The 25,293-nt window shown below is 53.1% G+C and carries 28 protein-coding genes; all 28 read left to right on the forward strand.

What is annotated here, in order from left to right:
- The first annotated feature begins 5 nt into the window (after positions 1 to 5).
- The 28 genes from FZ041_RS07535 (at position 6) to fliO (ending at position 25,213) form a co-directional block, all read left to right on the forward strand.
- A complete protein-coding gene (locus tag FZ041_RS07535; protein WP_173371176.1) occupies positions 6 to 656 on the forward strand; it encodes a C40 family peptidase in 651 nt (216 codons plus the stop codon).
- Positions 657 to 924: 268 nt separating this feature from the next.
- Positions 925 to 1,287: a dihydroneopterin aldolase gene (gene folB / locus FZ041_RS07540; RefSeq protein ID WP_075443797.1), complete on the forward strand. Its 363-nt coding sequence runs from the start codon at positions 925 to 927 to the stop codon at positions 1,285 to 1,287.
- Between the two features lie 166 nt (positions 1,288 to 1,453).
- Entirely contained in the window at positions 1,454 to 2,551 is a 1,098-nt protein-coding gene (dprA, locus tag FZ041_RS07545) for a DNA-processing protein DprA (RefSeq protein ID WP_149189133.1), read from the forward strand.
- The gene (gene topA, locus FZ041_RS07550; protein WP_149189134.1) at positions 2,514 to 4,781 is read left to right on the forward strand and encodes a type I DNA topoisomerase; all 2,268 of its coding nucleotides are present in this window, start codon (positions 2,514 to 2,516) and stop codon (positions 4,779 to 4,781) included. The genes dprA and topA overlap by 38 nt, the downstream gene beginning before the upstream one ends.
- 2 nt (positions 4,782 to 4,783) lie before the next feature.
- On the forward strand, positions 4,784 to 6,118 hold the full coding sequence (gene trmFO, locus FZ041_RS07555; protein WP_255449297.1) for a methylenetetrahydrofolate--tRNA-(uracil(54)-C(5))-methyltransferase (FADH(2)-oxidizing) TrmFO: 1,335 nt from the start codon (positions 4,784 to 4,786) through the stop codon (positions 6,116 to 6,118).
- 4 nt (positions 6,119 to 6,122) lie between these two features.
- Positions 6,123 to 6,665, forward strand: coding sequence for an ATP-dependent protease subunit HslV (gene hslV, locus FZ041_RS07560; protein WP_075443794.1), 543 nt, complete (start codon positions 6,123 to 6,125; stop codon positions 6,663 to 6,665).
- On the forward strand, positions 6,665 to 8,056 hold the full coding sequence (gene hslU, locus FZ041_RS07565; protein WP_075443793.1) for an ATP-dependent protease ATPase subunit HslU: 1,392 nt from the start codon (positions 6,665 to 6,667) through the stop codon (positions 8,054 to 8,056). The genes hslV and hslU overlap by 1 nt, the downstream gene beginning before the upstream one ends.
- A gap of 160 nt (positions 8,057 to 8,216) precedes the next feature.
- Positions 8,217 to 8,993: a GTP-sensing pleiotropic transcriptional regulator CodY gene (codY, locus tag FZ041_RS07570; RefSeq protein ID WP_075443791.1), complete on the forward strand. Its 777-nt coding sequence runs from the start codon at positions 8,217 to 8,219 to the stop codon at positions 8,991 to 8,993.
- Between the two features lie 193 nt (positions 8,994 to 9,186).
- Positions 9,187 to 9,609 carry a flagellar basal body rod protein FlgB gene (gene flgB, locus FZ041_RS07575; RefSeq protein ID WP_149189136.1) on the forward strand — a complete coding sequence of 141 codons (423 nt, stop codon included), beginning with the start codon at positions 9,187 to 9,189 and terminating at the stop codon, positions 9,607 to 9,609.
- Between the two features lie 30 nt (positions 9,610 to 9,639).
- Positions 9,640 to 10,086, forward strand: coding sequence for a flagellar basal body rod protein FlgC (flgC, locus tag FZ041_RS07580; protein WP_075443787.1), 447 nt, complete (start codon positions 9,640 to 9,642; stop codon positions 10,084 to 10,086).
- A gap of 44 nt (positions 10,087 to 10,130) precedes the next feature.
- Positions 10,131 to 10,433 carry a flagellar hook-basal body complex protein FliE gene (fliE, locus tag FZ041_RS07585; RefSeq protein WP_149189137.1) on the forward strand — a complete coding sequence of 101 codons (303 nt, stop codon included), beginning with the start codon at positions 10,131 to 10,133 and terminating at the stop codon, positions 10,431 to 10,433.
- A 48-nt stretch (positions 10,434 to 10,481) separates the two neighbouring features.
- Positions 10,482 to 12,071, forward strand: a complete 1,590-nt coding sequence (gene fliF / locus FZ041_RS07590) for a flagellar basal-body MS-ring/collar protein FliF (RefSeq protein ID WP_149189138.1) — start codon at positions 10,482 to 10,484, stop codon at positions 12,069 to 12,071.
- Complete coding sequence (gene fliG, locus FZ041_RS07595; protein WP_143092147.1) at positions 12,072 to 13,100, forward strand: flagellar motor switch protein FliG; 1,029 nt, start codon at positions 12,072 to 12,074, stop codon at positions 13,098 to 13,100.
- A complete protein-coding gene (locus FZ041_RS07600) occupies positions 13,093 to 13,878 on the forward strand; it encodes a FliH/SctL family protein (RefSeq protein ID WP_149189139.1) in 786 nt (261 codons plus the stop codon). The genes fliG and FZ041_RS07600 overlap by 8 nt, the downstream gene beginning before the upstream one ends.
- The gene (gene fliI / locus FZ041_RS07605) at positions 13,875 to 15,215 is read left to right on the forward strand and encodes a flagellar protein export ATPase FliI (RefSeq protein ID WP_149189140.1); all 1,341 of its coding nucleotides are present in this window, start codon (positions 13,875 to 13,877) and stop codon (positions 15,213 to 15,215) included. Before FZ041_RS07600 ends, fliI begins: the two co-directional genes overlap by 4 nt.
- Before the next feature lie 5 nt (positions 15,216 to 15,220).
- Complete coding sequence (gene fliJ, locus FZ041_RS07610; protein WP_149189141.1) at positions 15,221 to 15,685, forward strand: flagellar export protein FliJ; 465 nt, start codon at positions 15,221 to 15,223, stop codon at positions 15,683 to 15,685.
- Positions 15,682 to 16,326 (forward strand): lytic transglycosylase domain-containing protein, encoded by a 645-nt coding sequence (locus FZ041_RS07615; protein WP_149189142.1) that lies wholly within the window; start codon positions 15,682 to 15,684, stop codon positions 16,324 to 16,326. The genes fliJ and FZ041_RS07615 overlap by 4 nt, the downstream gene beginning before the upstream one ends.
- Before the next feature lie 52 nt (positions 16,327 to 16,378).
- Complete coding sequence (locus tag FZ041_RS07620) at positions 16,379 to 17,020, forward strand: MotE family protein (protein ID WP_149189143.1); 642 nt, start codon at positions 16,379 to 16,381, stop codon at positions 17,018 to 17,020.
- Positions 17,021 to 17,130: 110 nt separating this feature from the next.
- The gene (locus tag FZ041_RS07625; RefSeq protein WP_255449300.1) at positions 17,131 to 18,699 is read left to right on the forward strand and encodes a flagellar hook-length control protein FliK; all 1,569 of its coding nucleotides are present in this window, start codon (positions 17,131 to 17,133) and stop codon (positions 18,697 to 18,699) included.
- A gap of 19 nt (positions 18,700 to 18,718) precedes the next feature.
- Positions 18,719 to 19,240 (forward strand): flagellar hook capping FlgD N-terminal domain-containing protein, encoded by a 522-nt coding sequence (locus FZ041_RS07630; protein WP_149189144.1) that lies wholly within the window; start codon positions 18,719 to 18,721, stop codon positions 19,238 to 19,240.
- A gap of 36 nt (positions 19,241 to 19,276) precedes the next feature.
- Positions 19,277 to 19,660 carry a TIGR02530 family flagellar biosynthesis protein gene (locus FZ041_RS07635; protein ID WP_149189161.1) on the forward strand — a complete coding sequence of 128 codons (384 nt, stop codon included), beginning with the start codon at positions 19,277 to 19,279 and terminating at the stop codon, positions 19,658 to 19,660.
- A gap of 111 nt (positions 19,661 to 19,771) precedes the next feature.
- Positions 19,772 to 21,007, forward strand: coding sequence for a flagellar hook protein FlgE (locus tag FZ041_RS07640; protein WP_149189145.1), 1,236 nt, complete (start codon positions 19,772 to 19,774; stop codon positions 21,005 to 21,007).
- A gap of 190 nt (positions 21,008 to 21,197) precedes the next feature.
- Positions 21,198 to 21,398, forward strand: coding sequence for a flagellar FlbD family protein (locus FZ041_RS07645; RefSeq protein ID WP_075429692.1), 201 nt, complete (start codon positions 21,198 to 21,200; stop codon positions 21,396 to 21,398).
- A 62-nt stretch (positions 21,399 to 21,460) separates the two neighbouring features.
- On the forward strand, positions 21,461 to 21,967 hold the full coding sequence (locus FZ041_RS07650) for a flagellar basal body-associated FliL family protein (protein WP_149189146.1): 507 nt from the start codon (positions 21,461 to 21,463) through the stop codon (positions 21,965 to 21,967).
- A 34-nt stretch (positions 21,968 to 22,001) separates the two neighbouring features.
- A complete protein-coding gene (gene fliM, locus FZ041_RS07655) occupies positions 22,002 to 23,006 on the forward strand; it encodes a flagellar motor switch protein FliM (RefSeq protein WP_149189147.1) in 1,005 nt (334 codons plus the stop codon).
- On the forward strand, positions 22,999 to 24,234 hold the full coding sequence (fliY, locus tag FZ041_RS07660) for a flagellar motor switch phosphatase FliY (RefSeq protein WP_149189148.1): 1,236 nt from the start codon (positions 22,999 to 23,001) through the stop codon (positions 24,232 to 24,234). Before fliM ends, fliY begins: the two co-directional genes overlap by 8 nt.
- A 92-nt stretch (positions 24,235 to 24,326) precedes the next feature.
- Positions 24,327 to 24,689, forward strand: a complete 363-nt coding sequence (locus tag FZ041_RS07665; protein WP_014423701.1) for a response regulator — start codon at positions 24,327 to 24,329, stop codon at positions 24,687 to 24,689.
- Between the two features lie 20 nt (positions 24,690 to 24,709).
- Positions 24,710 to 25,213, forward strand: coding sequence for a flagellar biosynthetic protein FliO (fliO, locus tag FZ041_RS07670; protein ID WP_369407318.1), 504 nt, complete (start codon positions 24,710 to 24,712; stop codon positions 25,211 to 25,213).
- The last annotated feature ends 80 nt before the right edge of the window (positions 25,214 to 25,293 follow it).

Consider the following 25,293-nt stretch of genomic DNA (forward strand, 5'->3'; position numbering starts at 1 on the left):
AAGCAATGCGCGTGTTTGCGCTATCCATGATCCTTATGTGCTGGTTTTCCGTATGCGGTGCTTCGGCATTCCGTGTAGGCGATCAGGGCACCGAGGTAGCAGAGATACAAGGACAATTAGTCCGTCTCGGCTACGACGTTTCGGCTGATGGCGACTTCGGTCCGGCCACGGCTGAGGCAGTGAAGGCATTCCAGTCTTCGCACGGTATGAATGCAGATGGGCAGGTAGGTTCCTCGACTTACGTGGCGCTGCTCGGCAAAGCGATGCCGGCTGTGAAACATGCTGCCAACTACATCAACCGCACGATCCTTTCCGAGTCCATGCAGTACCTTGGTGTACCGTATGTATTCGGTGGCACGACGCCGAACGGCTTTGACTGCTCCGGCTACGTGCAGTATGTCTTCGCTCATGCTGGCGTCTCCCTGCCGCGCACGGCAGATGTCCAGTATGAATGCGGCACGCCGGTTTCCTCCGGTGAGCTCATGCCAGGTGACCTGGTATTCTTCTCGACGTATGATGCAGGTGCGTCTCATGTCGGCATCTATCTTGGTGACCGTCAGTTCATCAATGCATCGTCGAGCCGCGGCGTCAGCGTAGCATCGCTTGACAGCTCCTATTGGGGCTCCTGCTACATCGGCGCACGCCGGGTGATGTAAAATGACCAGTATGGTTGGGAGAGGCTGAGAGCCTCTCCAATTTTTTTAATAAGAATGAGGAGGGCAGGATGGGCGATCTTTTTTTGGCACTGCTGATATTTCTGATGGCAGCCTATACGTTTTGGGACGAGCTGTTTACAAATTAATCTGAAATATTCGCATACGCAAGCAGGAATTTTGTCATGCGCCACGAAATACATAAACAATGAGAACCTGTAGATGGGAATAAGATGTAAATGATGGATTCAGTTTGTGAGGAGTGACCATAATGGCAAAAGTAAGAATTCTCAACATGATGTTCTATGGCTTCCATGGCGTTTATGAATATGAGCGTGAGCAGGGCCAGAAATTCTATCTCGACATCGAGATTGAGACGAAGGATGACCGCATGGCTGAAACCGATGATGTCAAGGATGGTGTCGATCCTGCTGCTATCTATGACATTGTCAAGGACGTCACGGAGAATAAGCGTTTCCAGATGCTTGGCGCTTTGTCTGCACATATCGGCGACAAGCTGCTCGCCAAGTATCCGCATTTCCATTCGGTCACCGCGCGTATCCGCAAACCCTCTGTGCCTATTTCCGGGCCTATCGATTATGTCGAAGTTGAGACTACCCGCGTGCAGGACTGATAGAAGCGCGTTTGAGGTCATCAGCCATATCTTGGCTGATGGCCTTTTGTCATGTCCGCAGGATAACAGGTTGGTAAAAATTTCTGAAATTGTAATGGAAAGTGTTGCATTCGATTTAAATATTCGCTAAGATGAATAAATGTATAGGTCTAAGGATGGCGATAGCATGGAATCCGAAGATAGATATTATCTGGCGGCATTGGCCCGCTCGCCGGGAGCAGGCAGCCGCCTGCTCCAGCAGCTGATGGGGCATTTCCCTTCGGCACGGGCAGTATGGCAGGCAGGGGCTGAAAGTCTCGTCCTGCAGGGAAAGTTGACCTCTGGCCAGGCACAGCGGCTGGCGTTGTTCTGCCGCAAGCAGCCACACCTTCCGGAGCAGCTGGCAGTGGATTGCCAGCGGACGGGGGTGAGACTGTGTGCGATCGGCCAGCAGGAATATCCTTATATATTGAAGGAAATCTTCGATCCGCCGCCGGTTCTCTTCTATCGTGGGGAACTGCAGCCGCAGGCTGAGCGCATCGCGATGGTGGGGGCCAGACGCTTTACCCCGTATGGCGAGGGCATTGCCCTGGAGCTTGGCGAACGGCTGGCTTCTGCGGGCATCACCGTAGTCAGCGGTGCTGCTCGTGGCATCGATACGGCTGCCCACAAAGGCGCGCTGAAAAGCGGCCGCACGGCAGCTGTGCTGGGCTGCGGCGTGGATGTGGCCTACCCGGCAGAAAACCGGCGTCTCTTGGCGCAGATCGTGGAAGCTGGCGGCGTGGTCATTTCTGAGTATGGACCGGGCACACAGCCGCTGCCGGCTTTTTTCCCGGCACGCAACCGCATCATCAGCGGCCTGTCGCGTGGGACGGTAGTCGTAGAGGCTGCCAGCCGCTCGGGGTCGCTGATCACAGCGCAGCTGGCCTTGAATGAGGGGCGCGACGTGTTTGCAGTCCCTGGCAGCATCTATTCGGCGACGAGCCAGGGCTGCCACCAGCTGATCCAGCAGGGGGCAAAGCTTGTGCAGTGTCCGGACGATATCCTCGAGGAATACGGCCTGGTGGCGCCGCCGAAGCCAAGGAAAGTTCGCCGATTCACGCCAGCGGAACGCCAGGTATGGCAGGTACTTTCTTTTGAGCGGCCGTTGTCCTTGGATGAGATCATCCAGAGCCTGCCGGATGGCGAAATGTCGAATCTGGCCTTTATCCTTCTGCAGATGGAGCTTAAAGGCCTTGTCATAGAGAATGAGCTGCACGCTTACCGGCGTGCTGAGAGGGAGTGAAGGTTTGGCTGCAGCAGCAACGAAAACCAAAACGAAAGCAAAGGCGAAGACCAAGGTAAAGAAAACCTTGGTCATTGTAGAGTCGCCGGCCAAAGCGAAAACTATTGAGAAATATCTGGGACGCAAATACATGGTTCGCGCGTCAATGGGACATCTGCGCGATCTGCCGAAGAGCCAGTTCGGCATCGACGTAGATAACGAGTTCGAGCCTAAATACATCAACATCCGTGGCAAGGGCGACCTCATCAAGGCGCTCAAAAAAGATGCCAAGAATGCGGATAAAGTCTATCTCGCAAGTGACCCGGATCGCGAGGGCGAGGCGATTGCCTGGCATCTGTCGTATATCCTGGGGCTCAATCCTGAGGAAGACTGCCGCATCGTGTTCAATGAGATCACCAAGCCAGCGATCCAGGATGCTGTCAAGCATCCGCGGGCTATCAATATCGATCAGGTCGATGCTCAGCAGGCGCGCCGCATGCTCGACCGCATTGTCGGCTACAAGCTGTCACCGCTGTTGTGGCGCAAGGTGCGCAAGGGTCTTTCCGCTGGACGCGTGCAGTCGGTCACGGTCAAGCTGATCTGCGACCGCGAGAAGGAGATCCAGGCCTTCGATTCGGTGGAGTACTGGACGGTAGGCCTCAAGCTGCGCAAGGATAAGTCTGCCATGTTCGATGCGGAACTCACCCATGCCGATGGCGAGAAACTGGACCTGCACAATGAGCAGGAGACCAAGGCGCTGCTGGATGACTTTGGCAAGCAGGAACTCAAGGTAGAGACCGTCAAGAAAAGCGAGCGCCGCCGCAAGCCTGCGGCACCGTTCACGACGAGTTCCCTGCAGCAGGATGCAGCCCGCAAGCTGGGCTTCACTTCGCGCAAGACGATGATGCTGGCCCAGCAGCTCTATGAAGGCATCGAGCTGGGCCGTCATGGCGCAACGGGTCTTATCACGTATATGCGTACGGACTCCACGCGCCTGTCGGATTTGGCCCAGGATGAGGCCCGTACGTATATCAGCGAGCAGTTCGGCGCAGACTATATTCCGGCCAAGCCTAATGTCTATGCGGCTGGCAAGAAGGCGCAGGACGCCCATGAGGCTATCCGGCCGACGGATGTCAACCTGACACCGGAAGCGCTCGAGAAATTCCTGAACAAGGATCAGCTGAAGCTCTATACGCTGATCTGGCAGCGCTTCACGGCCAGCCAGATGACGCCAGCTGTCTACGATACGATGAGCATCACCATCAAGGCTGGCGAGCGATACACAGTGCGCGCTGCCGGCTCGAAGCTCAAGTTCGCCGGCTTCACGGCTGTCTATGCCGGTGCTGATACGACGAAGAAGGAGAAGGATGTCGTCCTGCCGGAACTGGCAGAGGGCGATATGCTCACGCCGGCCAAGACGCTGCCGCAGCAGCACTTTACCGAGCCACCACCGCGCTATAATGATGCTTCGCTGGTCAAGACCTTGGAAGAGAAGGAAATCGGCCGTCCGAGCACCTATGCGCCAATCATCGAGACCATCCAGGCGCGTGGCTATGTGCAGCGCATCGACAAGCATTTCCAGCCGACGGAACTCGGCTTTGTCGTTGTCGATATGCTCGAGGAATATTTCAAGAATATCGTTGATGTCAAGTTCACGGCTAATCTGGAAAATGAACTCGACGAGATTGCTGAGGGCAAGGTCAAGAAGAACAACCTGCTGCGTGAATTCTATGATCCGTTTGAAGAAACACTCGAAAAAGCCGATGAGGCCATCGGACATGTTGAGCTGCCTGTCGAGGTATCGGACGTGCCGTGTGAACTCTGCGGCCGCATGATGGTGGTCAAGCAGGGGCGCTTTGGCAAGTTCCTGGCCTGCCCGGGCTTTCCCGAGTGCCGCAATACGAAACCATTGCTCGTGGACACGGGGGTCAAGTGCCCGAAATGCGGTGGGGCCATCGTTGAGCGCAAGACGCGCCGCGGCCGCAATTTCTATGGCTGCAAGAATTATCCGGAGTGCGATTACACGACCTGGGATCAGCCGCAGCAGGAGAAATGCCCGGAATGCGGAGCCTTCATGCTCAAACACCATTACAAGAATGGCCGGGCGTTGCTCTACTGCAGCAACGATGACTGCAAGACGCGCATCGACCATCCCATCAACAAGGAATTAGAAAAAATGCGCCAGCGTGCAGAAGCCAAGAAAGCCCGGGAGGCAGAAAAGGCTGCGCAGGAGGCGGAAGAGGAAAAATAAACGTGAAAAAAGTAATTATCGTAGGAGCTGGCCTGGCTGGCTCTGAGGCCGCATGGCAGGCGGCAAAGCTCGGCGCTGAGGTCACGCTGTATGAGATGCGGCCGGAAAAATCGACCCCGGCGCATAAGACTGCCGGTTTTGCGGAGCTGGTCTGCAGTAACTCGCTGCGCGGTGCGGGTCTTGAGAATGCGGTTGGCGTACTCAAAGAGGAGATGCGCCGGCTGGGCTCGATCATCATGGAAGCTGCCGATGCGACAAAGGTTCCGGCAGGCGGGGCGCTGGCTGTTGACCGTCATGGATTCAGCGACTATGTGACGAAAAAGGTCACGGAGCATCCGCAGATCACGGTCGTCCATAAGGAACTTGACGCGATCCCGTTGGCAGACGATGCAATCACCGTGGTGGCCAGCGGCCCGCTGACGGCCGGTAAGCTCGCGGAGGACATTGCTGCCCGCACGGGCAATGATTCGCTGTATTTCTACGATGCAGCAGCGCCGATTGTCAGCATCGATTCGGTCGATATGAGCAAGGCGTACCGCGCTTCGCGATATGGCAAGGGCGAGGCAGCTTATATCAACTGCCCGATGACCAAGGAGGAATATGAGGCGTTCTGGACAGAACTCGTCAATGCTGAGAAAGCACCGACCAAGGATTTCGAGAAAGAGAAGTTCTTTGAGGGCTGCATGCCGGTGGAGGTCATGGCGAGCCGGGGCAAGGATACGCTGCTGTATGGGCCTTTGAAGCCGGTGGGCTTGGAACACCCCGAGACGGGGGTGCGTCCCTATGCCGTTGTCCAACTGCGTCAGGATAATGCCAGTGCGACGCTCTACAATATCGTCGGCTTCCAGACACACCTCAAATGGCCGGAGCAGCGCCGGGTGTTCGGCATGATCCCCGGACTTGAGCATGCGGAATTCTTGCGCTATGGCGTCATGCACCGCAATACGTTCCTGAACTCGCCGCAGCATATGCAGGCAACCCTGCAGCTGCGCGGAGAGGATACGCTGCTGTTTGCCGGGCAGATGACGGGCGTTGAGGGTTATATCGAGTCGGCTTCATCGGGGCTCATCGCTGGTGTCAATGCTGCACGGCTGGCCATGGGGAAGGCGCCGCTGGTATTCCCGGCAGAAAGCTGCCATGGTGCGCTCTGCCACTATATCACGACGAGCGAAGCCAAGCATTTCCAGCCGATGAATGTCAATTTCGGCATCCTGCCGGAAATCGATATGCGCAATGAGAACGGCAAATACATCAAGGACAAGAAACTCAAGAAACAGCGGCTGGCCGAGCGGGCGCTGGCCGCGATTGAATCCTTCAAAGCAAAGATTGGAGAATGACGCGATGGAGACACAATTTCATGCAACGACAATCTGTGCCGTGCGCAAGAACGGCAGAACGGCCATTGCTGGCGACGGTCAGGTGACCTTCGGGGAACACACGATAATGAAAGCCAATGCGCGTAAGGTACGACGCCTCTACCACAACAAGATCCTGGCTGGCTTTGCCGGATCTGTGGCCGATGCCTTCACTTTGTTTGAGAAATTCGAGGCTAAGCTGGAGTCCTATAATGGCAACCTGCAGCGGGCTGCGGTCGAACTGGCCAAGGAGTGGCGCACGGACAAAGTCCTGCGCAAGCTTGAGGCGTTGCTGCTGGTAGCGGATCATGATACGATGCTGATGCTTTCCGGCAACGGCGAGGTCATCGAGCCGGATGGTGATGTGGCGGCAATCGGTTCTGGCGGCTTCTATGCCCTGTCAGCTGGCCGTGCGATGGTCAAGCATACGGAGATGAGCGCTGGCGATATCGCCAAGGAAGCCCTGTCGATCGCTGCAGATATCTGTGTCTACACGAATCACAACATCAAGGTGGAGGAGCTGGACTAATGAAGGAAATCGGCGTAAATGAACAGACTCCGCGTCAGATTGTCGAGGAGCTCAACAAATACATTGTCGGGCAGGATGAGGCGAAGCGGTCGGTAGCGATTGCCCTGCGCAACCGCTGGCGCAGCCGCCAGCTGGCCGGTGACATGCAGGAAGAAGTCATTCCAAAGAATATCCTGATGATCGGCTCCACGGGCGTCGGCAAGACAGAGATTGCCCGCCGCCTGGCTAAATTGGTCAACGCGCCCTTCATCAAGGTGGAAGCGACGAAATTCACCGAGGTCGGTTATGTCGGCCGTGATGTCGAATCCATCGTGCGCGATCTGGCAGAGACTTCGGTGCGCATGGTGCGCCAGCAACGGCTCGATTCGGTGCAGGACAAGGCGGCTGAATTGGCCGAAGAGCGCATCCTGGATGTATTTGTCCCAGAGCCGCGCAAAGCCCAGAGCCCTCTTGGCCGTCTTTTTGGCGCCGATAGCGAAGAGAAGGATGAGGAGCAGCCTGAGCCGAAATATCAGGCTGGCCGTGATTGGGTACGCAAACGGCTCAAAAATGGGGAGCTTGAACAGGAGACCATCGAAATCGATGTCGAGGAGTCGGGCAAACCGATGGTTGGTATGTTTGCTGGCTCCAGCCTTGAAGGCATGGGCGATAACCTGCAGGACATGATCGGCAATCTGATGCCCAAGCGCCACAAGAAGCGCAAGGTGACGGTTGAGCAGGCCCGCAAGATCTTCACGCAGGAAGAGGCGGGCAAGCTCATCGATATGGATGCCGTGGCGGATGAGGCTATCAAGGTGGCAGAGCATAGCGGTATTGTCTTCCTCGATGAGATTGATAAGGTGGCTGTGAAGGGGAACTCTTCCGGCGCAGACGTATCCCGCGAGGGAGTGCAGCGTGATATCCTGCCGATTGTCGAGGGCTCGACGGTCATGACGAAGTACGGCCCGCTCAAGACGGATCATGTGCTCTTCATTGCTGCCGGTGCCTTCCATATGGCCAAGCCGTCCGACCTCATCCCGGAGCTGCAGGGACGTTTCCCTATCCGCGTGGAACTCAAATCCCTGCGCAAGGAAGATTTCGAGAAGATCCTCACGGAGCCGCGCAATGCGTTGCTCAAGCAGTATGAGGCCCTGCTGGCGACGGAAGGTGTGAAGATCACCTTTTGCGCCGATGCTATTGCCCGTCTGGCCCAGCTGGCCTGCGATGTCAATGAGCAGGCTGAAGATATCGGAGCGCGCCGTCTGCATACCCTGCTGGAAAAGCTGCTGGAGGAAATCAGTTTCACAGCACCAGAGCTTGAGGAAAAAGAGATCTGCATCGATGCTGCTTATGTGGACAAGCAGCTTTCGGATATCGTCGTGAACCGCGATTTGTCGCAGTTCATTCTCTGATTTTTGCGGCTCCTATCAAATATTTCGAAAATTTAATTAAAAATATTGTTCAACATCTATGATTATTTTGAAAAATGTGATAAGATAATTATAGTTATAATCAGGCTGATTTATGGCCCAGAGAGAATATCGGAATATTTGAAAAAAGGAGTAAGCTTAAATGGCATCATTACTTGAAAAAACCAGAAAAATCAATCGTCTGCTGCAGCGTTCGGAAAACGTCGAATACGATGGCATTTCCCGCGTGCTCAGCAATGTCCTGGGGGCTAATGTCTACATCACGAATCGCAAGGGCAAGATTTTCGGGTATGCTTTCATTGATGATTTCGAGTGTGACCTCATGGTCGATAAGGTCATCAATCAGGGCGAATTCCCGAAACACTATGTGAACTGGCTCATGCGCATGGATGAGACGAATGCCAACCTGCGTTCCAAATCCGGCATGTGCGCCTATGAAGAGAATACGAAATGCATGTTCAACGGCAAGAACACGACAATCGTTCCCATCTATGGCGTCGGCGAGCGCATTGGTACGCTGATCGTGGCCAAGTATGACGAAGAGTTCACCGATGATGATCTGCTGCTCTGCGAGTATGGCGCTACGGTTGTCGGCATGGAAATGCTGCGCGACCATGCGGAGAAGATCGAGATCGAAGCCCGCAAGAAGGCAACGGTGCAGATCGCACTGGAAACGCTGTCCTTCTCTGAACGCAAGGCGGCATTTGCTATCCTTTCCGCTCTGCAGGATACGGAAGGGCTGCTCGTCGCTTCGAAGATCGCCGATGAAGTCAAGATCACGCGCTCGGTCATCGTCAATGCACTGCGCAAGTTTGAATCGGCAGGCGTCATCGAGTCGAGATCGCTGGGCATGAAGGGAACGTACATCAAGGTGTTGAACGAATACCTGCTGGATGGCGTGCGAAAACTGAAGGATTGAGCTTTTGCTTCTTATAGCTGGCACCATTTCGTGCCAGCTTTTTTCATTCCCGCAAAAAAAAATATACAGGGCATCTTCTAAAAAAAAGAAAAAAATGATAAACTTGAAAGGAATTGCGGGTATTATGTAGAAAATAAATAAAAGATAACTATAGCCGCAGGGCAAACGTGCAAGAAAGGATGTGATTCCGGAGATGCTGGAACAAATCATGAACTCGTCGAACTTCGACTACTTGGGCAGGGGCTTGGCAGCCGCGACGATGCGCCATGAGGTCATCAGCAACAACATTGCCAATGTGAATACGCCGAACTTCAAGCGCAGTGCGGTGAACTTTGAGGATCTGCTGGCAAAGGAACTGCATCTGGACAATGATGGCCGCAGACTGGACATGGTAAGGACGCATGACCGCCATTTGCCGATGGCGTTGCCGGGTAAGGTACACGCTGTCATCGAGGAAGATGGGACGACGACGATGCGTGTTGATAACAACAATGTGGATATCGATATCGAGATGGCAGGACTGGCGAAGAACCAGCTCTACTACAACGCGATGACCACGGAGCTGGGCAGCTTCATCAACAGGATGAAGGGCGTCATCACGAGTGGCCAGAGCTGATGAAGGATTGGGATACAGAGGAGATAGATCATGAGCATGTTTCTAGGAATTGATGCGGCAGCTTCAGGCCTCACGGCTGAACGGCTGCGCATGGACGTCATTTCCAACAATATTGCCAATGCAAATACAACACGGACTCAGGAAGGCGGTGCATATCACCGCCGTTATGTAGTCTTTGAGCCTAGAGTGAAGGGCGGCAACAGTTTTTCGAGCTTCCTGCAGAGATCGGTCAACAAGCTGGAGGCTGGTGACGGCGTGCGTGCCATCGGCATCGAAGCGGATGATACGCAAGGGCCGCTGGTCTATGACCCGGGACATCCGGATGCCAATGCACAGGGCTATGTGGAGCGACCGAATGTCAACATTGTCGCCGAGATGGTGGATATGATCACGGCATCGCGTGCCTACGAAGCGAATACGACGACCATCAACGCTGCCAAGTCCATGGTGACCAAGGCGCTGGATATGGGCAAATAACGTGACCGTGAAGATGAGTTTCAGATGATTGAAAGGGTAAAGATATGGAGATAGCAGCATTACAGATGACTCCGGTGCCCATGCATGCGGAGAGCCATTTAGGTGAAACCCAGCCCCAGAAAGAAGTGAAAGGCTTTGGCGAATATCTGACAGATGCTTTGAAGAAGACAAATGAGCTTCAGCTGGAGTCTGACCGAGAAAATGCGCTGCTGGCGGCAGGCCAGATCGATGATGTTGCACAGGTAGTCATTGCCAGCCAGAAGGCTGACCTCGCCTTGCAGCTTACCCTTCAGCTGCGCAACCGTGCGGTTTCCGCTTATCAGGAAATCATGCGCATGCAGGTATGACCATGCAGTATATTCGTAATATAAACTTGACTTGAAGGGATTGAGATCATGGGAGATTGGAAAGAGCGGTACGAGAACCTGTGGGCCAGGTTCAGTAAACGCCAGCGGTATATTATGCTGGGGTCCGCTTTGGCTATTCTCGTTGCTATTATCGGGGTCAGTGCCTGGTACGGCAATAAGCCGGATATGGTTCCTCTGTTCACCAACATGGAGACGAAGGATGCCGGCGAAGTAGCGGCAAAACTGAAAGAAGCAAAGATTGAATATGAGGTGCAGGAGAACAAGCAGGGAACGACGATCCTCGTCCCCTCGAAGAATGTGCACGGTGTTCGCCTGGAACTTTCCTCGCAGGGACTGCCGCGTGGCAACAAGGGCTTCGAGATTTTCGATGACAGCAAGCTGGGCGTCACGGAGTTCCAGAACAAGGTGAACTATCTGCAGGCGCTGCAGGGCGAGCTGACGCGCACGATTGAGCAGATCGAAGCCGTCGAGAAGGCACGCGTGCATATCGTATTGCCAGAGGATAGCCTTTATAAGAAGAATGAGAAGCCGGCGACGGCTTCGATTATGCTGCATCTGAAGCCGCATGTCGAATTGAGCAAGAAAGAGATCAAAGGCATCGTGAACCTAGCTGCTAACAGTGTCCAGGGCCTCAAGCCGGAGAATATCACGATCATCGATGATACGGGCAAGATTCTCAATGATCCGGATGAGAACGAAGAGAACAGCGTCGGTGCCAAGACGATGACGCAGCTCGACATGACCAAGAAGGTCCAGGACAATATCCAGAAGAACATCCAGTCCTTGCTGGATCAGTCCCTGGGTGAGGGCCGTGCGTTTGCCCGCGTGAGTGTTGAGCTGGATTTCGATGACCGCACGACGGACAAGCAGACGTTCACGCCGGTGGTCGATGATGCCGGCATCATCCGCAGCCAGCAGGATCTCAGCGAGACGTACAGCGGTACGTCGACGCAGCCGGGCGGTGCGGCTGGCGTACAGTCGAACGTACCAGGCTATGTCGCTCAGAATGGCAATGCCAATGCAGATTATGAGAAAAAAGAGTCGACGAAGAACTACGAGATCAACGAGGAGAAATCCAAGGTCGTAGCTGCGCCGGGCTCTATCCGCCGCCTGAACGTCGCAGTCCTCGTCAATGAGGATGTCAATGCGACCCAGCAGGACAGCATCATGCGTACCGTCAGCAGTGCTGCCGGCATCAACCAGGATCGTGGCGATACGATCTCGGTCGAACCGTTGCCGTTCAGCACGGAGCTCAGAGATCGCCGTGCTGCTGAGGAGCAGGCTGCCAAGGACAGAGAAGACCGCATCTTCTACATGCAGATTGCAGCTGTACTGCTGGTACTGGCTCTGATTGCCGCATACATCATGATGCGCCGCAAGAAGAAACAGCAGGAACTGGCAGCTCTTGCAGAACAGAAACGTCTCGAAGAGGAAGAGAAGCAGCGCTTGGCTGCCGAGCGAGCAGCCCTTGTGGAGGCAGGCGAAGTGGGCGAAGAAGAGCTTACCGAAGAAGAACAGCGCCAGCTCACCGAGAAGCAGACGCTGCAGCAGCTCATCGATCAGAAACCAGCCGAGGTGGCTATGCTTATCAAGACTTGGCTTTCGGAGGATGAATAAATGGCATTTGATATGTATGGAGAAAGCGAGTCGGAGCTCTCCAATCAGCAAAAAGTTGCGATATTGTTTATAGCGTTGGGACCAGAGTATTCGGCCAAGCTGTTCCAGCATCTGGATGATGAGGAAATCGAGAAGATCACGCTCGAGATCGCCAATCACAAGCAGGTGAGTGCGGAGCAGAAGGCGGCTGTTATCAGCGAGTTCTATCAGATGGCGATGGCCAAGGACTACATTTCCAGTGGCGGTCTCGAGTATGCACAGAATGTACTCGAGAAGGCGCTGGGCTCCGAGAAGGCCATGGAGATTCTCAACCGTCTGACGACGAGCCTGCAGGTCCGTCCGTTCGATTTCCTGCGCAAGACCGATCCGTCGCAGCTCATGAACTTTATCCAGAACGAGCATCCGCAGACGATTGCCCTGATCATGGCTTATCTCGATCCCGATCAGGCAGCGACCGTCCTGGGATCGCTGTCGCCGGAAGCACAGGCCGATGTTGCCAAGCGTATCGCGCAGATGGACCGCACTTCGCCGGATATCATCCGCGAGGTCGAGCGCGTCCTCGAACGCAAGCTGTCGGCACTGGTCACGCAGGACTTCACTACGGCTGGTGGCGTCAAGGCCATCGTCGAGGTACTCAACCGCGTCGACCGCACGACCGAGAAATCCATCATCGAGACACTCGAAGTGGACAATCCGGAACTGGCCGAGGAGATCAAACGCCTCATGTTCGTATTCGAGGATATCGTCCAGCTGGACGACCGCTCGCTGCAGATGGTTCTGCGCGAGGTGGATACGAAAGACCTGTCGCTGGCCCTCAAGGCTACGCCACAGGAGGTTGCCGACAAGGTATACAGGAATATGTCCAAACGTGCTGCCGATATGCTGCGTGAAGAGATCGAGTTCATGGGACCGGTCAAGATCCGCGATGTCGAAGAGGCACAGCAGAAGGTCGTCAATGTCATCCGCACACTGGAGGACAAGGGCGAGATTGTTGTTTCGCGTGGACAGGGAGACGAGATGATTGTCTAGGGTTATCAAAGCCGCTGTATGGAAAGACAACCCTCATTATATCGATACGCCGGAGCCGCCTAAAACAGAGGCTGCGGCAGATGTAGCGATGGATGATGAGGCGCTTGCCCATATGATGGCAGAAATTGCTGCCAAGGAGCAGCGGGCATCGGAGATGCTCAAGGATGCCAAAGTAAATGCAGAGATAATCAAGCAAGAAGCGCAGGCGGAGCAGGAACGGCTCATCGCTGAGGCACAGCAGGAAATCGCTGAGCTAAAGGAAAAGGCGCAGCAGGAAGGCCGGCGTGAGGGCTATGATGCCGGTCATGCTGATGGCGAGCAGAAGGTTCGCGAGGAGCTGGCGGATATTATCCGTCAGGCAAATGCAAAAGCGGAAAAGACGCTGGCTGATGCTAAAGCAGCTTCGCAGGATTATGTCCAGCAAGCTGAGCATGATGTTGTGACGATTGCCATGAGCGTGGTTGAAAAAATACTGCCGCAGCATTTCATCGATGTGCCACAGATGGTATTGCCACTGGTCAAGGATGCGATTCTCAAGGTCAAGAATCAAAAGGAGCTTATCGTGCATGTACCACCGGACAGTTACGATTTGGTGCTTATGGCGCGGGATGAGTTCCGTACGATATTGACATATGGTGATGCTATACTTACGGTTAAATCGGATGAAAGCCTCAAGGCAGGCGATTGCTTGATTGAGACGCCAAACGGCAGTGTCGATGCGCGCCTCGCGACGCGTATGGAATTGCTGAAACAGGCGGTACGGGATGTAATGTTATGACTGATGTGAGGGATAGCAAGGGATTCCAACTGAATATCGGGAAGTTTACAGATGCTGTTGCAGCTTGTCCTTCAATGAAGCTGACGGGCAAAGTCACGCAGGTCATCGGATTGGTCATTGAGGCACAGGGGCCGACAGTCAGTGTGGGCGAACTTTGCTATGTTCATTCGCGATTCCCGAACGTCCCGCCGGTACCGGCTGAAGTCGTGGGCTTCCGCGAAGGTTATGTCATGCTGATGCCGGTTGGCGAGATGCAAGGGATAGGTCCTGGCTGTGAAGTCGTGGCGGCACAAAAGATGCTGCAGGTAAAAGTCGGCCCTGAGTTATTGGGGCGCGTGCTTGATGGTCTGGGGAATCCTATGGATGACAAAGGGCCACTCCTATGCAAGGAAGAATATCCTTTGCAGGCAGAGCCGCCGGCACCGCTTACGCGTCCGCGTATCCATGAGAATCTCTATGTTGGTGTCCGCGCGATCGATGGACTCATCACGATGGGAGAAGGGCAGCGTATCGGCATCATGGCTGGCTCAGGTGTCGGCAAGTCGACGCTGCTGTCCATGATTGCCCGCAACACCGAGGCGGATATCAGTGTCATTGCATTAGTCGGCGAGCGTGGCCGTGAGGTGCGTGACTTCATTGAGCGCGACCTTGGCGAGGAAGGCATGAAGCGGTCTGTCGTTGTTGTGGCGACATCCGATCAGCCGGCGCTGGTCCGCATCAAGGGGGCCATGACGGCTACGGCCATCGCCGAGTATTTCCGCGATCAAGGCCGCAAGGTCATCCTGATGATGGACTCGGTTACCCGTTTTGCCATGGCTCAACGTGAGGTCGGCTTGACGATCGGTGAGCCACCGGCAACGCGCGGCTATACGCCGTCGGTCTTTGCCATGCTGCCAAGACTGCTTGAGCGGGCCGGCACAAGTGCTACGGGTTCCATCACGGGAATCTACACGGTGCTGGTCGATGGTGATGATATGAATGAGCCGATTGCCGATGCTGTCCGCAGTATCCTTGATGGTCATATCGTCTTGAGCCGCAAGATCGCTGCACAGAACCATTTTCCGGCCATCGATGTCATGCCGAGCGTCAGCCGTGTCATGAATGAGGTGGTATCGCCAGAACATCTGAAGGCAGCACAGCAGATGCGCCAGCTTATGGCGGTCTACCGTGATGCGGAAGACCTTATCCATATCGGCGCATATGTCAAGGGATCGAGCGCAAAAATCGATGAATCCATTGCCAAGATTGATGCAATCAATGATTTCCTTTGTCAGGGGATTTTTGAGGTAGATACTTACGAAGATACTGAGAACAAGCTGATCGGCATATCCGGGTGATAGGCATGAAGAAGTTCAAATTTCAGCTGGAAACACTGCTCAAAGTCACGCGCATGAAAAAAGAGGATGCGGAGGTTGCCTTTGCTGAGTCAGCACGCAGGTTGGAAGAGGGCCGGGCGGCACTGACAAATCTCATGACAGAGATGCAGCAGGGCCAGCAGGACTACGAGGCGTTATCCAAGGAGGGCACAAAAGTAACGATTGGCCGCTTGATGACGTTCAACAGTTTCTTTGCCTGGAAGCGTGAGCAGATAGAGATGCAGCAGGGAATTGTCCTGCAGCTGCGGGCAGAAAAACAGAAAAAACTGCAGGCACTCATGGAAGTCATGAGTTACCTGAAAAGCATCGAGCAGCTGAAGGAAAAAAGACTGCAGGAATACAAGGAAGAGGCAATGCAGGAGGAGCAGAAGATGCTCGATGAGATTGGCCTGCAATTGACGATGAGAAGGAAAGCGGGGGAAGCTTCATGATAAACCTGATGGGCGTAAGGGCTGTGCAGGCAAGGATTGCGCAGCTGCAACAGCAGTTTGGGCTGCCAGGCCCGGTTCCAGGCATGGATTTCCAGAAGAAGCTGGACAAGGAAATGCAGCGTGGCAGTGCGGCTGGCGCTGCAGCTGCTGGAGCAGAGGGGAAAGCTGCCGTCCAAACGCCGAAAGAGGCAGTGGTACATAGTGCTGGCAGCAATGGCGCAGCCAATCCGTTTGCGTCTTATTCGGTCAATAGCAGCTTGCCGGTAGCCGACCAGAATCTTTCGTCGCTTATCGACGCGGCGGCCCGCAAGTACAATGTCGATCCAAAGCTCGTTTCGGCAGTGGCAGAAGTCGAGTCTGGAGGCGATCAGGATGCTGCTTCGTCAGCAGGTGCGGTCGGTGTCATGCAGCTGATGCCTGATACGGCGGCTGCACTGGGCGTCAATCCTTACGACAAGAAGTCGAATATCGAGGGTGGTGCAAAGTATCTGCGGCAGATGCTCGATGCCTTTGATGGCGATGTCCGCCGGGCGGTGGCAGCCTATAATGCCGGGCCACAGGCTGTGAAGGATTATGGCGGGGTTCCGCCTTATCAGGAAACGCAGAATTATGTCAACAAGGTGCTGGATATCTACCGCTGAGGGTGTGTTCCAAAGATATGCAGTATAGATCAAGATAAAGGCAGGTAATACGATGGCAGGGGAAAAGCCAAAGAAAAAAGGAAAGAAAATAGTGAAGCTGCTGCTGATGCTCTTCCTGTTGCTGGTACTTATCATTGGCGGATTTGCCCTGGGCATTTATCTGCGGCTGTTCGATACCCAGGAAGCGAATGAGAAGCTGGGGCTCCACAATCTGCCGGTTGTGGGTCAGTATTTCGTGAAACCAGCACCGACACAGGCCGAGATGGAGAATACACCGTTAGAAGACGTCAAGCCGGACAAGGATGAGAAAAAACAGCAATCCAAGAAAATGACCATTTCGAAAAAAGAAATCGAGAAGCAGATGAAGGAACGTGAGGCTGGCGAACGTAAGCGCGTATCGAAGCTGGCGCGTTTGTACAACTCGATGAAGCCAAAAGACGCTGCTAAGGCCATGGATGAGCTCGATGATGATCTCTGCATTGCCATCCTGCAGCGAATGGACGAAAGCAATGCGGCCAAGGTTTTGTCCGAGTTTGAAGCTGGGAAGACTGCCCGGTTGACGCAGATTATGTATGAAGGCACACAAAAGCAATTGAACACCGAAGAGGATGTACGCAAGATGCTTGAAGCGGAGCAGGCCAAGCAAAATGGTGAAAATGCGGATACTGCGGCAAATGAAGTGTCAAATCCATAAGTGCAAGTCCTTCCTGGTTGGCAGGAAGGACTTTTTTCGGGCCAGGTGCTTTTTTTACTTAAGAGAATAGATGATTTTTACGATACATACATTGTAAGGAGGTGAAGTTTGTGAATACAGCAAATGTAATGGCTGTTGCGACGCAGGCCAGCACATCGGTAAAAGGGCAGGGAACAAAGCCTGCAGCTAAAACCGGCAAAGGTACTGGCAAGGGAAGCGAATCCTTTGGAGATGCTTTGGGAAAGCTTGACCAGGATGTCAAGGAAGCCCTGACGCAGGCAGCCACGAAAGAGCAGGGAAGCACAGCAGATGATGGTGATGTCATGGAGGATGCGCCAAAAGATCCGCTGGCCGCAGTGCTTGCTGCATCACAACAAGGGAATGATACGCAGGGTAGGGATATCGTTGAGCCGCTGCCGCAGATAAATGAGCCAGTAACGGTGGTCGATGTTTCTGACGAGGCTCAGGCGGCTTTTATCAATAAACCGGTGGCAGAGGGCGAGAATGCAGCCGATCTGCAAAGCCTGCTGCCGCAGCCCGCAGAAGCTGGCCGCAAGAACCAGGATTTCCTGGCGATGCTGTCGGGACAGCATCTCAAGAGCAGTTCGGTCAAGGAACAGACCGTAGATGTGAAGCTGGAAAACAAACCACAGAAGGCGGCTACTGCGCTGGAAGCACAGCTCGTAAATGTGCAGCAGGCGGGGAAAGATCCGAAGACTATGGCATTGCAGGAAAATAGCTGGGCTAAGAGTGATCCTCGCGGAGCTTTGCTAAGGGATGCCCGTCAGGATCAGCAGCTGCAGCAATCTGTGGTAGCTGAGCAGGTAAGTCAGTCAGCTATGCAACAAACTATGATGCAAAGTCCCGCAGTCAGGGAAGTGGCCAAGGAAGATAAGAGTGTGGCTTCGCTGCTCGGGGATGCTGAGCTGACGGTGGAGGAGCAGCCGGATGTTGTTCCCCTCCGCATGGATGCGCAGCAGGCTATGAGACAGCCGGGACAGCAGGCCGGGCAGCAGGAACAGCCAGCAAGCCAGCAGATAAACCAGTCTCCTGCGGGCAAGGCTGAGCAGCTGCAGCAGCTTCCGGAAGAGGCGGCTGGCGACAGAGCGGTTGCCTCGCAGCCTGCGGGCAGCAATACCGTGAGTGCTTTCCAGCAGAGCTTGCAGGAAAGCATCCATGGCATTGAAGCACCTAAGGCACAGGATGTACAGCAGCCACAGACCGATTTCGATATCCCGCGCCAGATTGTCGATCAGGCACGCCTGATCCGCAGGGCGGAGGATACGCAGATGGTCATCAAGCTCCATCCGGAGCATTTAGGTGAGCTTACGCTGAAGGTCTCGGTCACGCAGAATGGTTCGGTGAATGCCTCGTTCCACAGCGATAATGCGCAGGTACGCGCTGTCATTGAGAATTCGTTGGTGCAGCTTCGGCAGGAGCTCAACAATCAGGGGCTCAAGGTGGACAGCGTCGAGGTATATGCTGGCCTTGCCGATGGGCAGTTGCCGCAGGAGCAAGGACAGCAGGCCTGGCAGAACCAGCAGGGAGGCAATGCCAATAGGATCCAGGGCATCACGTTGGATGCGGAGGAATATGGCGAAGAGGCCGATCAGCTGGCAGCTGCCGCTATGCAGGGTACGAACCAGCCAGCTGCTGAAGGCGTAGATTACCGGATTTAACAAGTTAGGAAGTGAGCATATGGCAAATTCACTCAATACTATCACGACGAATGGTGTGACCCAGACGCTGGAAAGCTATCAGCAGTCGCAGGCTAATTCGGCGACCAAGGCTAACGATGCCTTGGGAAAAGATGCATTCCTGCAGCTTTTGGTCACGCAGATGAAGTATCAGGATCCGCTCGATCCGCAGGACAATGGTGAGTACCTCGCGCAGCTCGCGCAGTTCTCGGCTTTGGAGCAGATGACGAATGTTGCTGATGGGTTATCAGGGGTGTCGAAGCTTGTCAGCAATATCGATACATCGGTTCTCGTTGGTCAGCTCAGCAGCATGATCGGCCAGCAGGTTCAGTGGACGACGTCAACGAAGACGACTGATGCCGAGGGCAATACCAAGACGATCAAGAATACCTTCGAGGGTACGGTCAAGGGGGTCAGTATCTCGGACGGTTCACCATCTATTGTGGCTGAGGCAGGCGGCAAGACCTATCAGGTCGCCATCAGCGATGTTACGCGTATCGGCGAAGGAACGAAGAATACGTGACAGGTACAAAGAAATAGGCAAGGGAGGAATCGGATGATGGCTGTTTCAAGGATGTATCTCAATGCGCAGCCACTTCTTCCCCTTAACCAGCCAGCAAAGGGAAGGCTGCAGGATGCACAGGTTGCTGGGAAAACGGATTTCGGTGCCATTTTGCAGAAGGCCCAGAAGTCAGTAAGCTTTTCACGGCATGCGGCAGACCGCCTGCAGGAACGGAACATCCGTCTGAGCGACCAGGATCTCTCAAGGCTTGATGATACCGTTGACCGGCTGGCACAGAAGGGAGCACGGGAGTCACTGATCTACATGAAGGATGTGGCGCTTATCGTCAGTGTGACGAATCGTACCGTGATTACGGCCATGGATGGTACAAGTGGAAAAGATAATATAATAACAAATATTGACAGCGCAGCAATTATTTAAAAGTTGGACCTAACGGAAACTTTGGATGGTTGAATGACAGAGGCCATCCTGCTGCGCATCGATATAATGAAGAAAGAGATTCTTTCGTGTAAGGAAAGGAAGTAATTCATTATGATGCGTTCGCTTTTCTCCGGTGTATCCGGACTTAAATCTCACCAGACCCGTATGGATACTATTGGTAACAATATTGCCAATGTAAATACTACTGGTTTTAAATCTAGCCGGACAACTTTTGCGGATACTTTGTCGCAGACCCTGACAGGTGCATCGGCACCGACGGGTAACCTCGGTGGTACCAATCCAAAGCAGATAGGCCTTGGTACGGGGGTAGCATCCATTGATTTGTTGTTTACGGATGGTTCTGTACAGTCGACGGGCAAGAACACAGATCTGTGTCTTTCGGGCAATGGCTTGTTTGTGGTAAAACGCGGAGAAGAAACCTTCTATACGCGTGATGGTGCCTTTGAATTTGATTCGGAGGGTAACTATGTATTGCCAGGCAGTGGCTTGTTTGTGCAGGGATGGACGACGCGCGATGCAGATGGCAATATTGCTACGAATGCTGAGCCGACTAATATAAAAATTCAGGCAGGGTCCAGTATGGCAGCTCAACAGACGAGCAAAGCGACGTATACGGGCAACCTGAATGCGGACACGGCGAGTGGAACGGCTATCACGACAACGATGACGGCTTATGATTCCCAGGGATTCAAATATTCGGTTCCCTTGCTGTTCACGAAAACTGCCAATAATACATGGCAGTTATCGGTAGCAAATGGTGGAAATATCGATCATGGTGGCACAGCAGCGTTTGCTACGACACCCACACTGACATTTGATGCGAATGGTAAATACGCTAGTGGAACGGGTACTGTTGATTTAACGATAACGACTGGTGCTACTGCATCACAGACTGTTACGCTTGACCTTAAGGCACTTACCCAGTATGCGAATGAGAGCACGATTCATGCGGAGACGGATGGCCATTCCTCGGGAACGCTTTCCAGTGTTTCAATTGACAGCTCCGGTGTTATCACGGGTGTGTATACCAATGGCGTGCGTCAGGCTGAAGCACAGGTGGCTGTGGCACAGTTCTCGAATGCTTCTGGCCTTACGAAGACTGGCAATAGTCTTTATCAGGAGTCGAACAACTCTGGCTCAGCAAATATCAAGAAAGCCTCTGCTCTTGGGTGCACGATTACTCCGTCGGCACTTGAGATGTCTAATGTTGATATTGCTAACGAGTTCTCGGATATGATCATTACCCAGCGCGGGTTCCAGTCGAACTCCAAGATCATCACGGTTGGTGATGAGATGCTTGAGACCATGATCAATATGAAACGGTGATAGCTAATCAGCTATCTTTACGGCCGATGTATGAAAATGCATCGGCCGTTATTCATAGTTTGGTAGCGTTAGGGAAAAATATTGCAGATTTTTAGAGAATCTGGGAAAATAAAAAGGAGAATGAGGGCTTGACGACGAAAAAAGAAAGAATGAAGATGTATAGCGATGCGGATAAGGAGATGACAAGGCAATGATAATGCTTACAAAATTTAATTCTAAGACAAATAAAAAAGGAGAATTTGTCCTCAATGCCGAAATAATAGAAACTATAGAGGAAACGCCGGATACGGTTGTCACGCTGACAAATGGCAAAAAGTTCATCGTCGATGAGCCAATGGATGAGATTGTCCGCCGTGTGATGAAATATCGTCGGGCGTTGCATCAATTTTGATGTAGACAAATTGAAAACTCTTGGTATAATTAGAAAAGCAGATTTAATGGAGGGAGTATCAAATGGCAGACGAAGAGAAGGAAAACGAGGCAGCGCCGGAAGAGAAGAAAAAGAAATCACCGATAATCCTGGTGGTAATTCTGGTACTGGTCGGCCTTGTCCTGGCCGGAGGTATTTCGTTCTTTATTACCACGAAGATGATGAAGGAAACAGCTACGGAGTCTGTGAGCGAGCATCATGATCCAGGCATCTTTATTAAACTCGGCGACGCCAAAGAAGGGATAATGGTCAATGTCGGCGGGCAGAAAGCTGGTAAATTCCTCAAAGCAGGGATTGTATTGGAGATGAATCCTGGCAAGAAGGACAACATCGAAGAGGGAAAACTCCAGCCAATGGCTGAGACAAAAATCCTTGATACGACGATGCAGATCCTGCGCAGTGCCAAACTCGATGAGTTTGATGCAGCCAAACAGGATGAGCTCAAGAAGAAAATCAAGGATGAGCTCAACACGAAGCTGGGAGCAGGGTCGGTCTATGATGTCTACATCACCAGCTTCCTGCTTCAGTAACATCATAGGCAGATAGCAGGAAGGAGGACGAAGGTTGGCAGATGATGTACTATCTCAATCTGAGATAGATAAACTGCTTTCAGCGCTCTCAGACGGAACAGTATCCGCAGAAGAAGTCAAAGCAGATGAAGAACAGAAAAAAGTCAAAACCTATGATTTCAAGCGGCCGGATAAGTTCTCCAAGGACCAGATCCGAACATTGTTCATGCTCCATGAGAGTTTTTCCCGGTTATTGAATACATATTTGTCTACACATCTCCGCACACTGGTAAATGTCGAGGTGGCCTCGGTCGAACAGCTGACTTATCAGGAGTTCGTCCAGTCGCTGGCCAATCCATCGGTAATCAGCATCTTGGCGGTTCCGCCGCTCAAGGGCAACATCATCATGGAGGTCAACACCGAGATAGCTTTTGCTTTCATTGACCGTGTGTTTGGTGGTGAGGGCAGATCGGGTATCAAGCCACGCGTGCTCACAGAAATCGAGGAAGTCGTCATGAAGCGTTTCATCGATACAGCAATGAGCCACTTGAAAGAGGCTTGGTCCAATGTCGTAGATTTTAAGCCAAGTTTAGAGGCAACGGAGTCCAATCCGCAGTTTACGCAGATTGTGCCTCCGAGTGATATGGTAGTCATCGTCACGATTCAGATGAAGGTGGGCGATGTTGAGGGCATGATGAACATCTGCATCCCGTACCTGGTACTGGAGCCTATCATGTCCAAGCTGACCACGACGTTCTGGGTAGCATCCTCGGTTTCCAAGGATGATGATCCGGAGCAGGTCAAAATCCTGCAGCGTAAGATTGAACGTACCAAGGTTCCGTTTGTCGTCCAGCTGGGCGGCGTCGATATTACCATCAATGAGTTCCTGACTTTGGGCTTTGGTGATGTCTTGCAGATGGATGCCAAGGTGGATGATAATCTGCTCTGTCTGGTCGGGCATAAGCCCAAGTTCTACTGCCGCCCCGGCACATCCGGCAAGAAGATGGCGGTACAGATAACTAAGATAATTAACGAAGGGGATGAAGATACTGATGAGTGACGATATGATCTCGCAAGAGGAGATTGACGCCCTGCTGAATGGTGGTGCTATACCAGAGGCAGGCGGCGATGCAGCACCCGCGGGAGAGTCGGAGGCAGCAGCTGAGGCGCCAGCCGCAGACAGTAGCTCATCTCAGTTTGACGATGTACTCACTGATATGGAGAAGGATGCGCTGGGCGAGATCGGTAATATCTCGATGGGCAGTGCAGCTACGACGCTTTCCGTACTGCTTGGCCATAAGGTAAGTATTACCACACCGACTGTTTCGGTTGCCACGATGAGCATCATTCAGGAGCAGTATCCGATGCCGTATCTCATTGTTGAGGTTGGTTATACAATCGGTATTGATGGCAATAATGTCCTGGCTATCCAGGCACAGGATGCATCGATCATTGCCGACCTCATGATGGGTGGCGATGGTACGAATCCTGACACGGAAATCAACGAGATTGCTATGAGTGCCGTGGGCGAGTCCATGAATCAGATGATGGGTACGGTAGCGACCTCGCTTTCCACGATGTTCAATAAGAAAATCGATATTTCGCCGCCAAAGGTTAATTTGATCGATCTTGGTAATGAGGATAAGGTAACTGAGATTGTTGGCCAGGACGAGCCTGTAGTGCGGACTTCTTTCCGCATGGAGGTCGATGGCCTGATTGATAGTGAAATCATGCAGATCCTGCCTGTGCCAGTGGCGAAGGAAATGGTTGAGGCCTTGACGAACAGTTCCAAGGCAGAAGAGCCAGAACCGGCACCAGCTCCTGCAGCTGCGCCAGCTCCGGCACCGGCCCCCACGCCCACGCCTGCACCAGCACCGGCAGCAGCGCCACCACCACAGGCAGCACCAGCAATGGCAGCACCACCAGCTGGCGGCTATGGGATGGCGATGCAGCCACATGTGGCTACGAATGTTCCTGTTCAATCGGCGCAGTTTACGCCGCTTAACACGCAGCCTGTACAGGTCAATGATGCCAATATCGGCTTGATCTTGGATGTACCTTTACAGGTTACGGTCGAATTGGGGCGTACGAAGAAGTCAATCAAAGAGATCCTGGAGCTCACAAATGGTTCGATCGTTGAGCTCGATAAGCTGGCTGGTGAGCCGGTAGATATCCAGGTCAATGGCAAGTTCTTGGCCAAAGGTGAGGTTGTTGTCATTGACGAGAACTTTGGTGTCCGTATTACGGAGATAGCAAGTCCGGCTGAGAGAGCGGCTAAGCTTCAGTGATCCCCACTCTTGTTTTAGGCAGGACTTTCTTATATAATTAAAAATATATTGAACCAAGTCGAGTGATTTTTTAAGATGAGGAGAGATGAAACATGGCAGTACGAGTATTGGTCGTTGACGATGCGGCATTCATGAGAATGATGGTTAAAGACATTCTGTCGAAGAATGGCTACGAAGTAGTCGGCGAGGCTGAGAATGGAATGAAGGCTCTGGAGAAATACCAGGAGCTCAAGCCGGATCTCGTTACGATGGATATCACGATGCCGGAGATGGATGGTATCAGTGCCGTCAAGGAAATCAAGAAGGTTGATCCGAATGCCAAGATCGTAATGTGCAGTGCTATGGGTCAGCAGGCTATGGTTATCGAGGCAATCCAGGCTGGTGCCCGTGACTTTATCGTTAAGCCGTTCCAGGCAGACCGTGTACTGGAGGCTGTCCGCAAAGCAGTAGGCTAATGGAGAGAAAACACATTCTTTTGACGTGTGTTATTGGGGTACTGGTATTTTTGGTCATGATGGATCCCGTCCTGGCCGCTGAGGAGGCGGCTAAGGGCGGGTATTTGTCAGGCTATGAGAATGCAGATCCCAAGCCGTCGTCGATTTCGTGGTGGTCATCTATTGCTTATTTGGTCAGCCTTTTTGCCATTTTTATTTTTGTGGTAGGGCTGGCTTATTTTGCTGCTCGCTTTCTGGGCGGGCGATTTGCCCAACAGAAAATGGGCTATGGGGGGAGGATTCTTTCCCATCTGCCGCTCGGACCGAATCGTTCGGTCTGTATCATTGAGATGGCTGGCCGCATATTCATGTTAGGGGTGACTGAGCATTCGGTTACCTTGCTGGCAGAAATCAACGATCCCGATGAGATTAATCGTCTGCATCGGGAGGAGTTGACAGGTCCCAAGGTTCCCGAGATGTTTTCACAACAATTCGGGACGCTGTCCGATTTTGTGCAGAAGATTCCACCCATATTCCGCAAGTAGGCAGCAATGTTTATGTCTGTGATTGAGAAAGGATTGTAGGCGCTTGAAACGTCGGGAGGTTTTGATTTTGCTGGGAGGCT

This window comes from Pseudoselenomonas caprae, from assembly GCF_008271345.1.
Lineage (GTDB): Bacteria > Bacillota > Negativicutes > Selenomonadales > Selenomonadaceae > Selenomonas_A > Selenomonas_A caprae.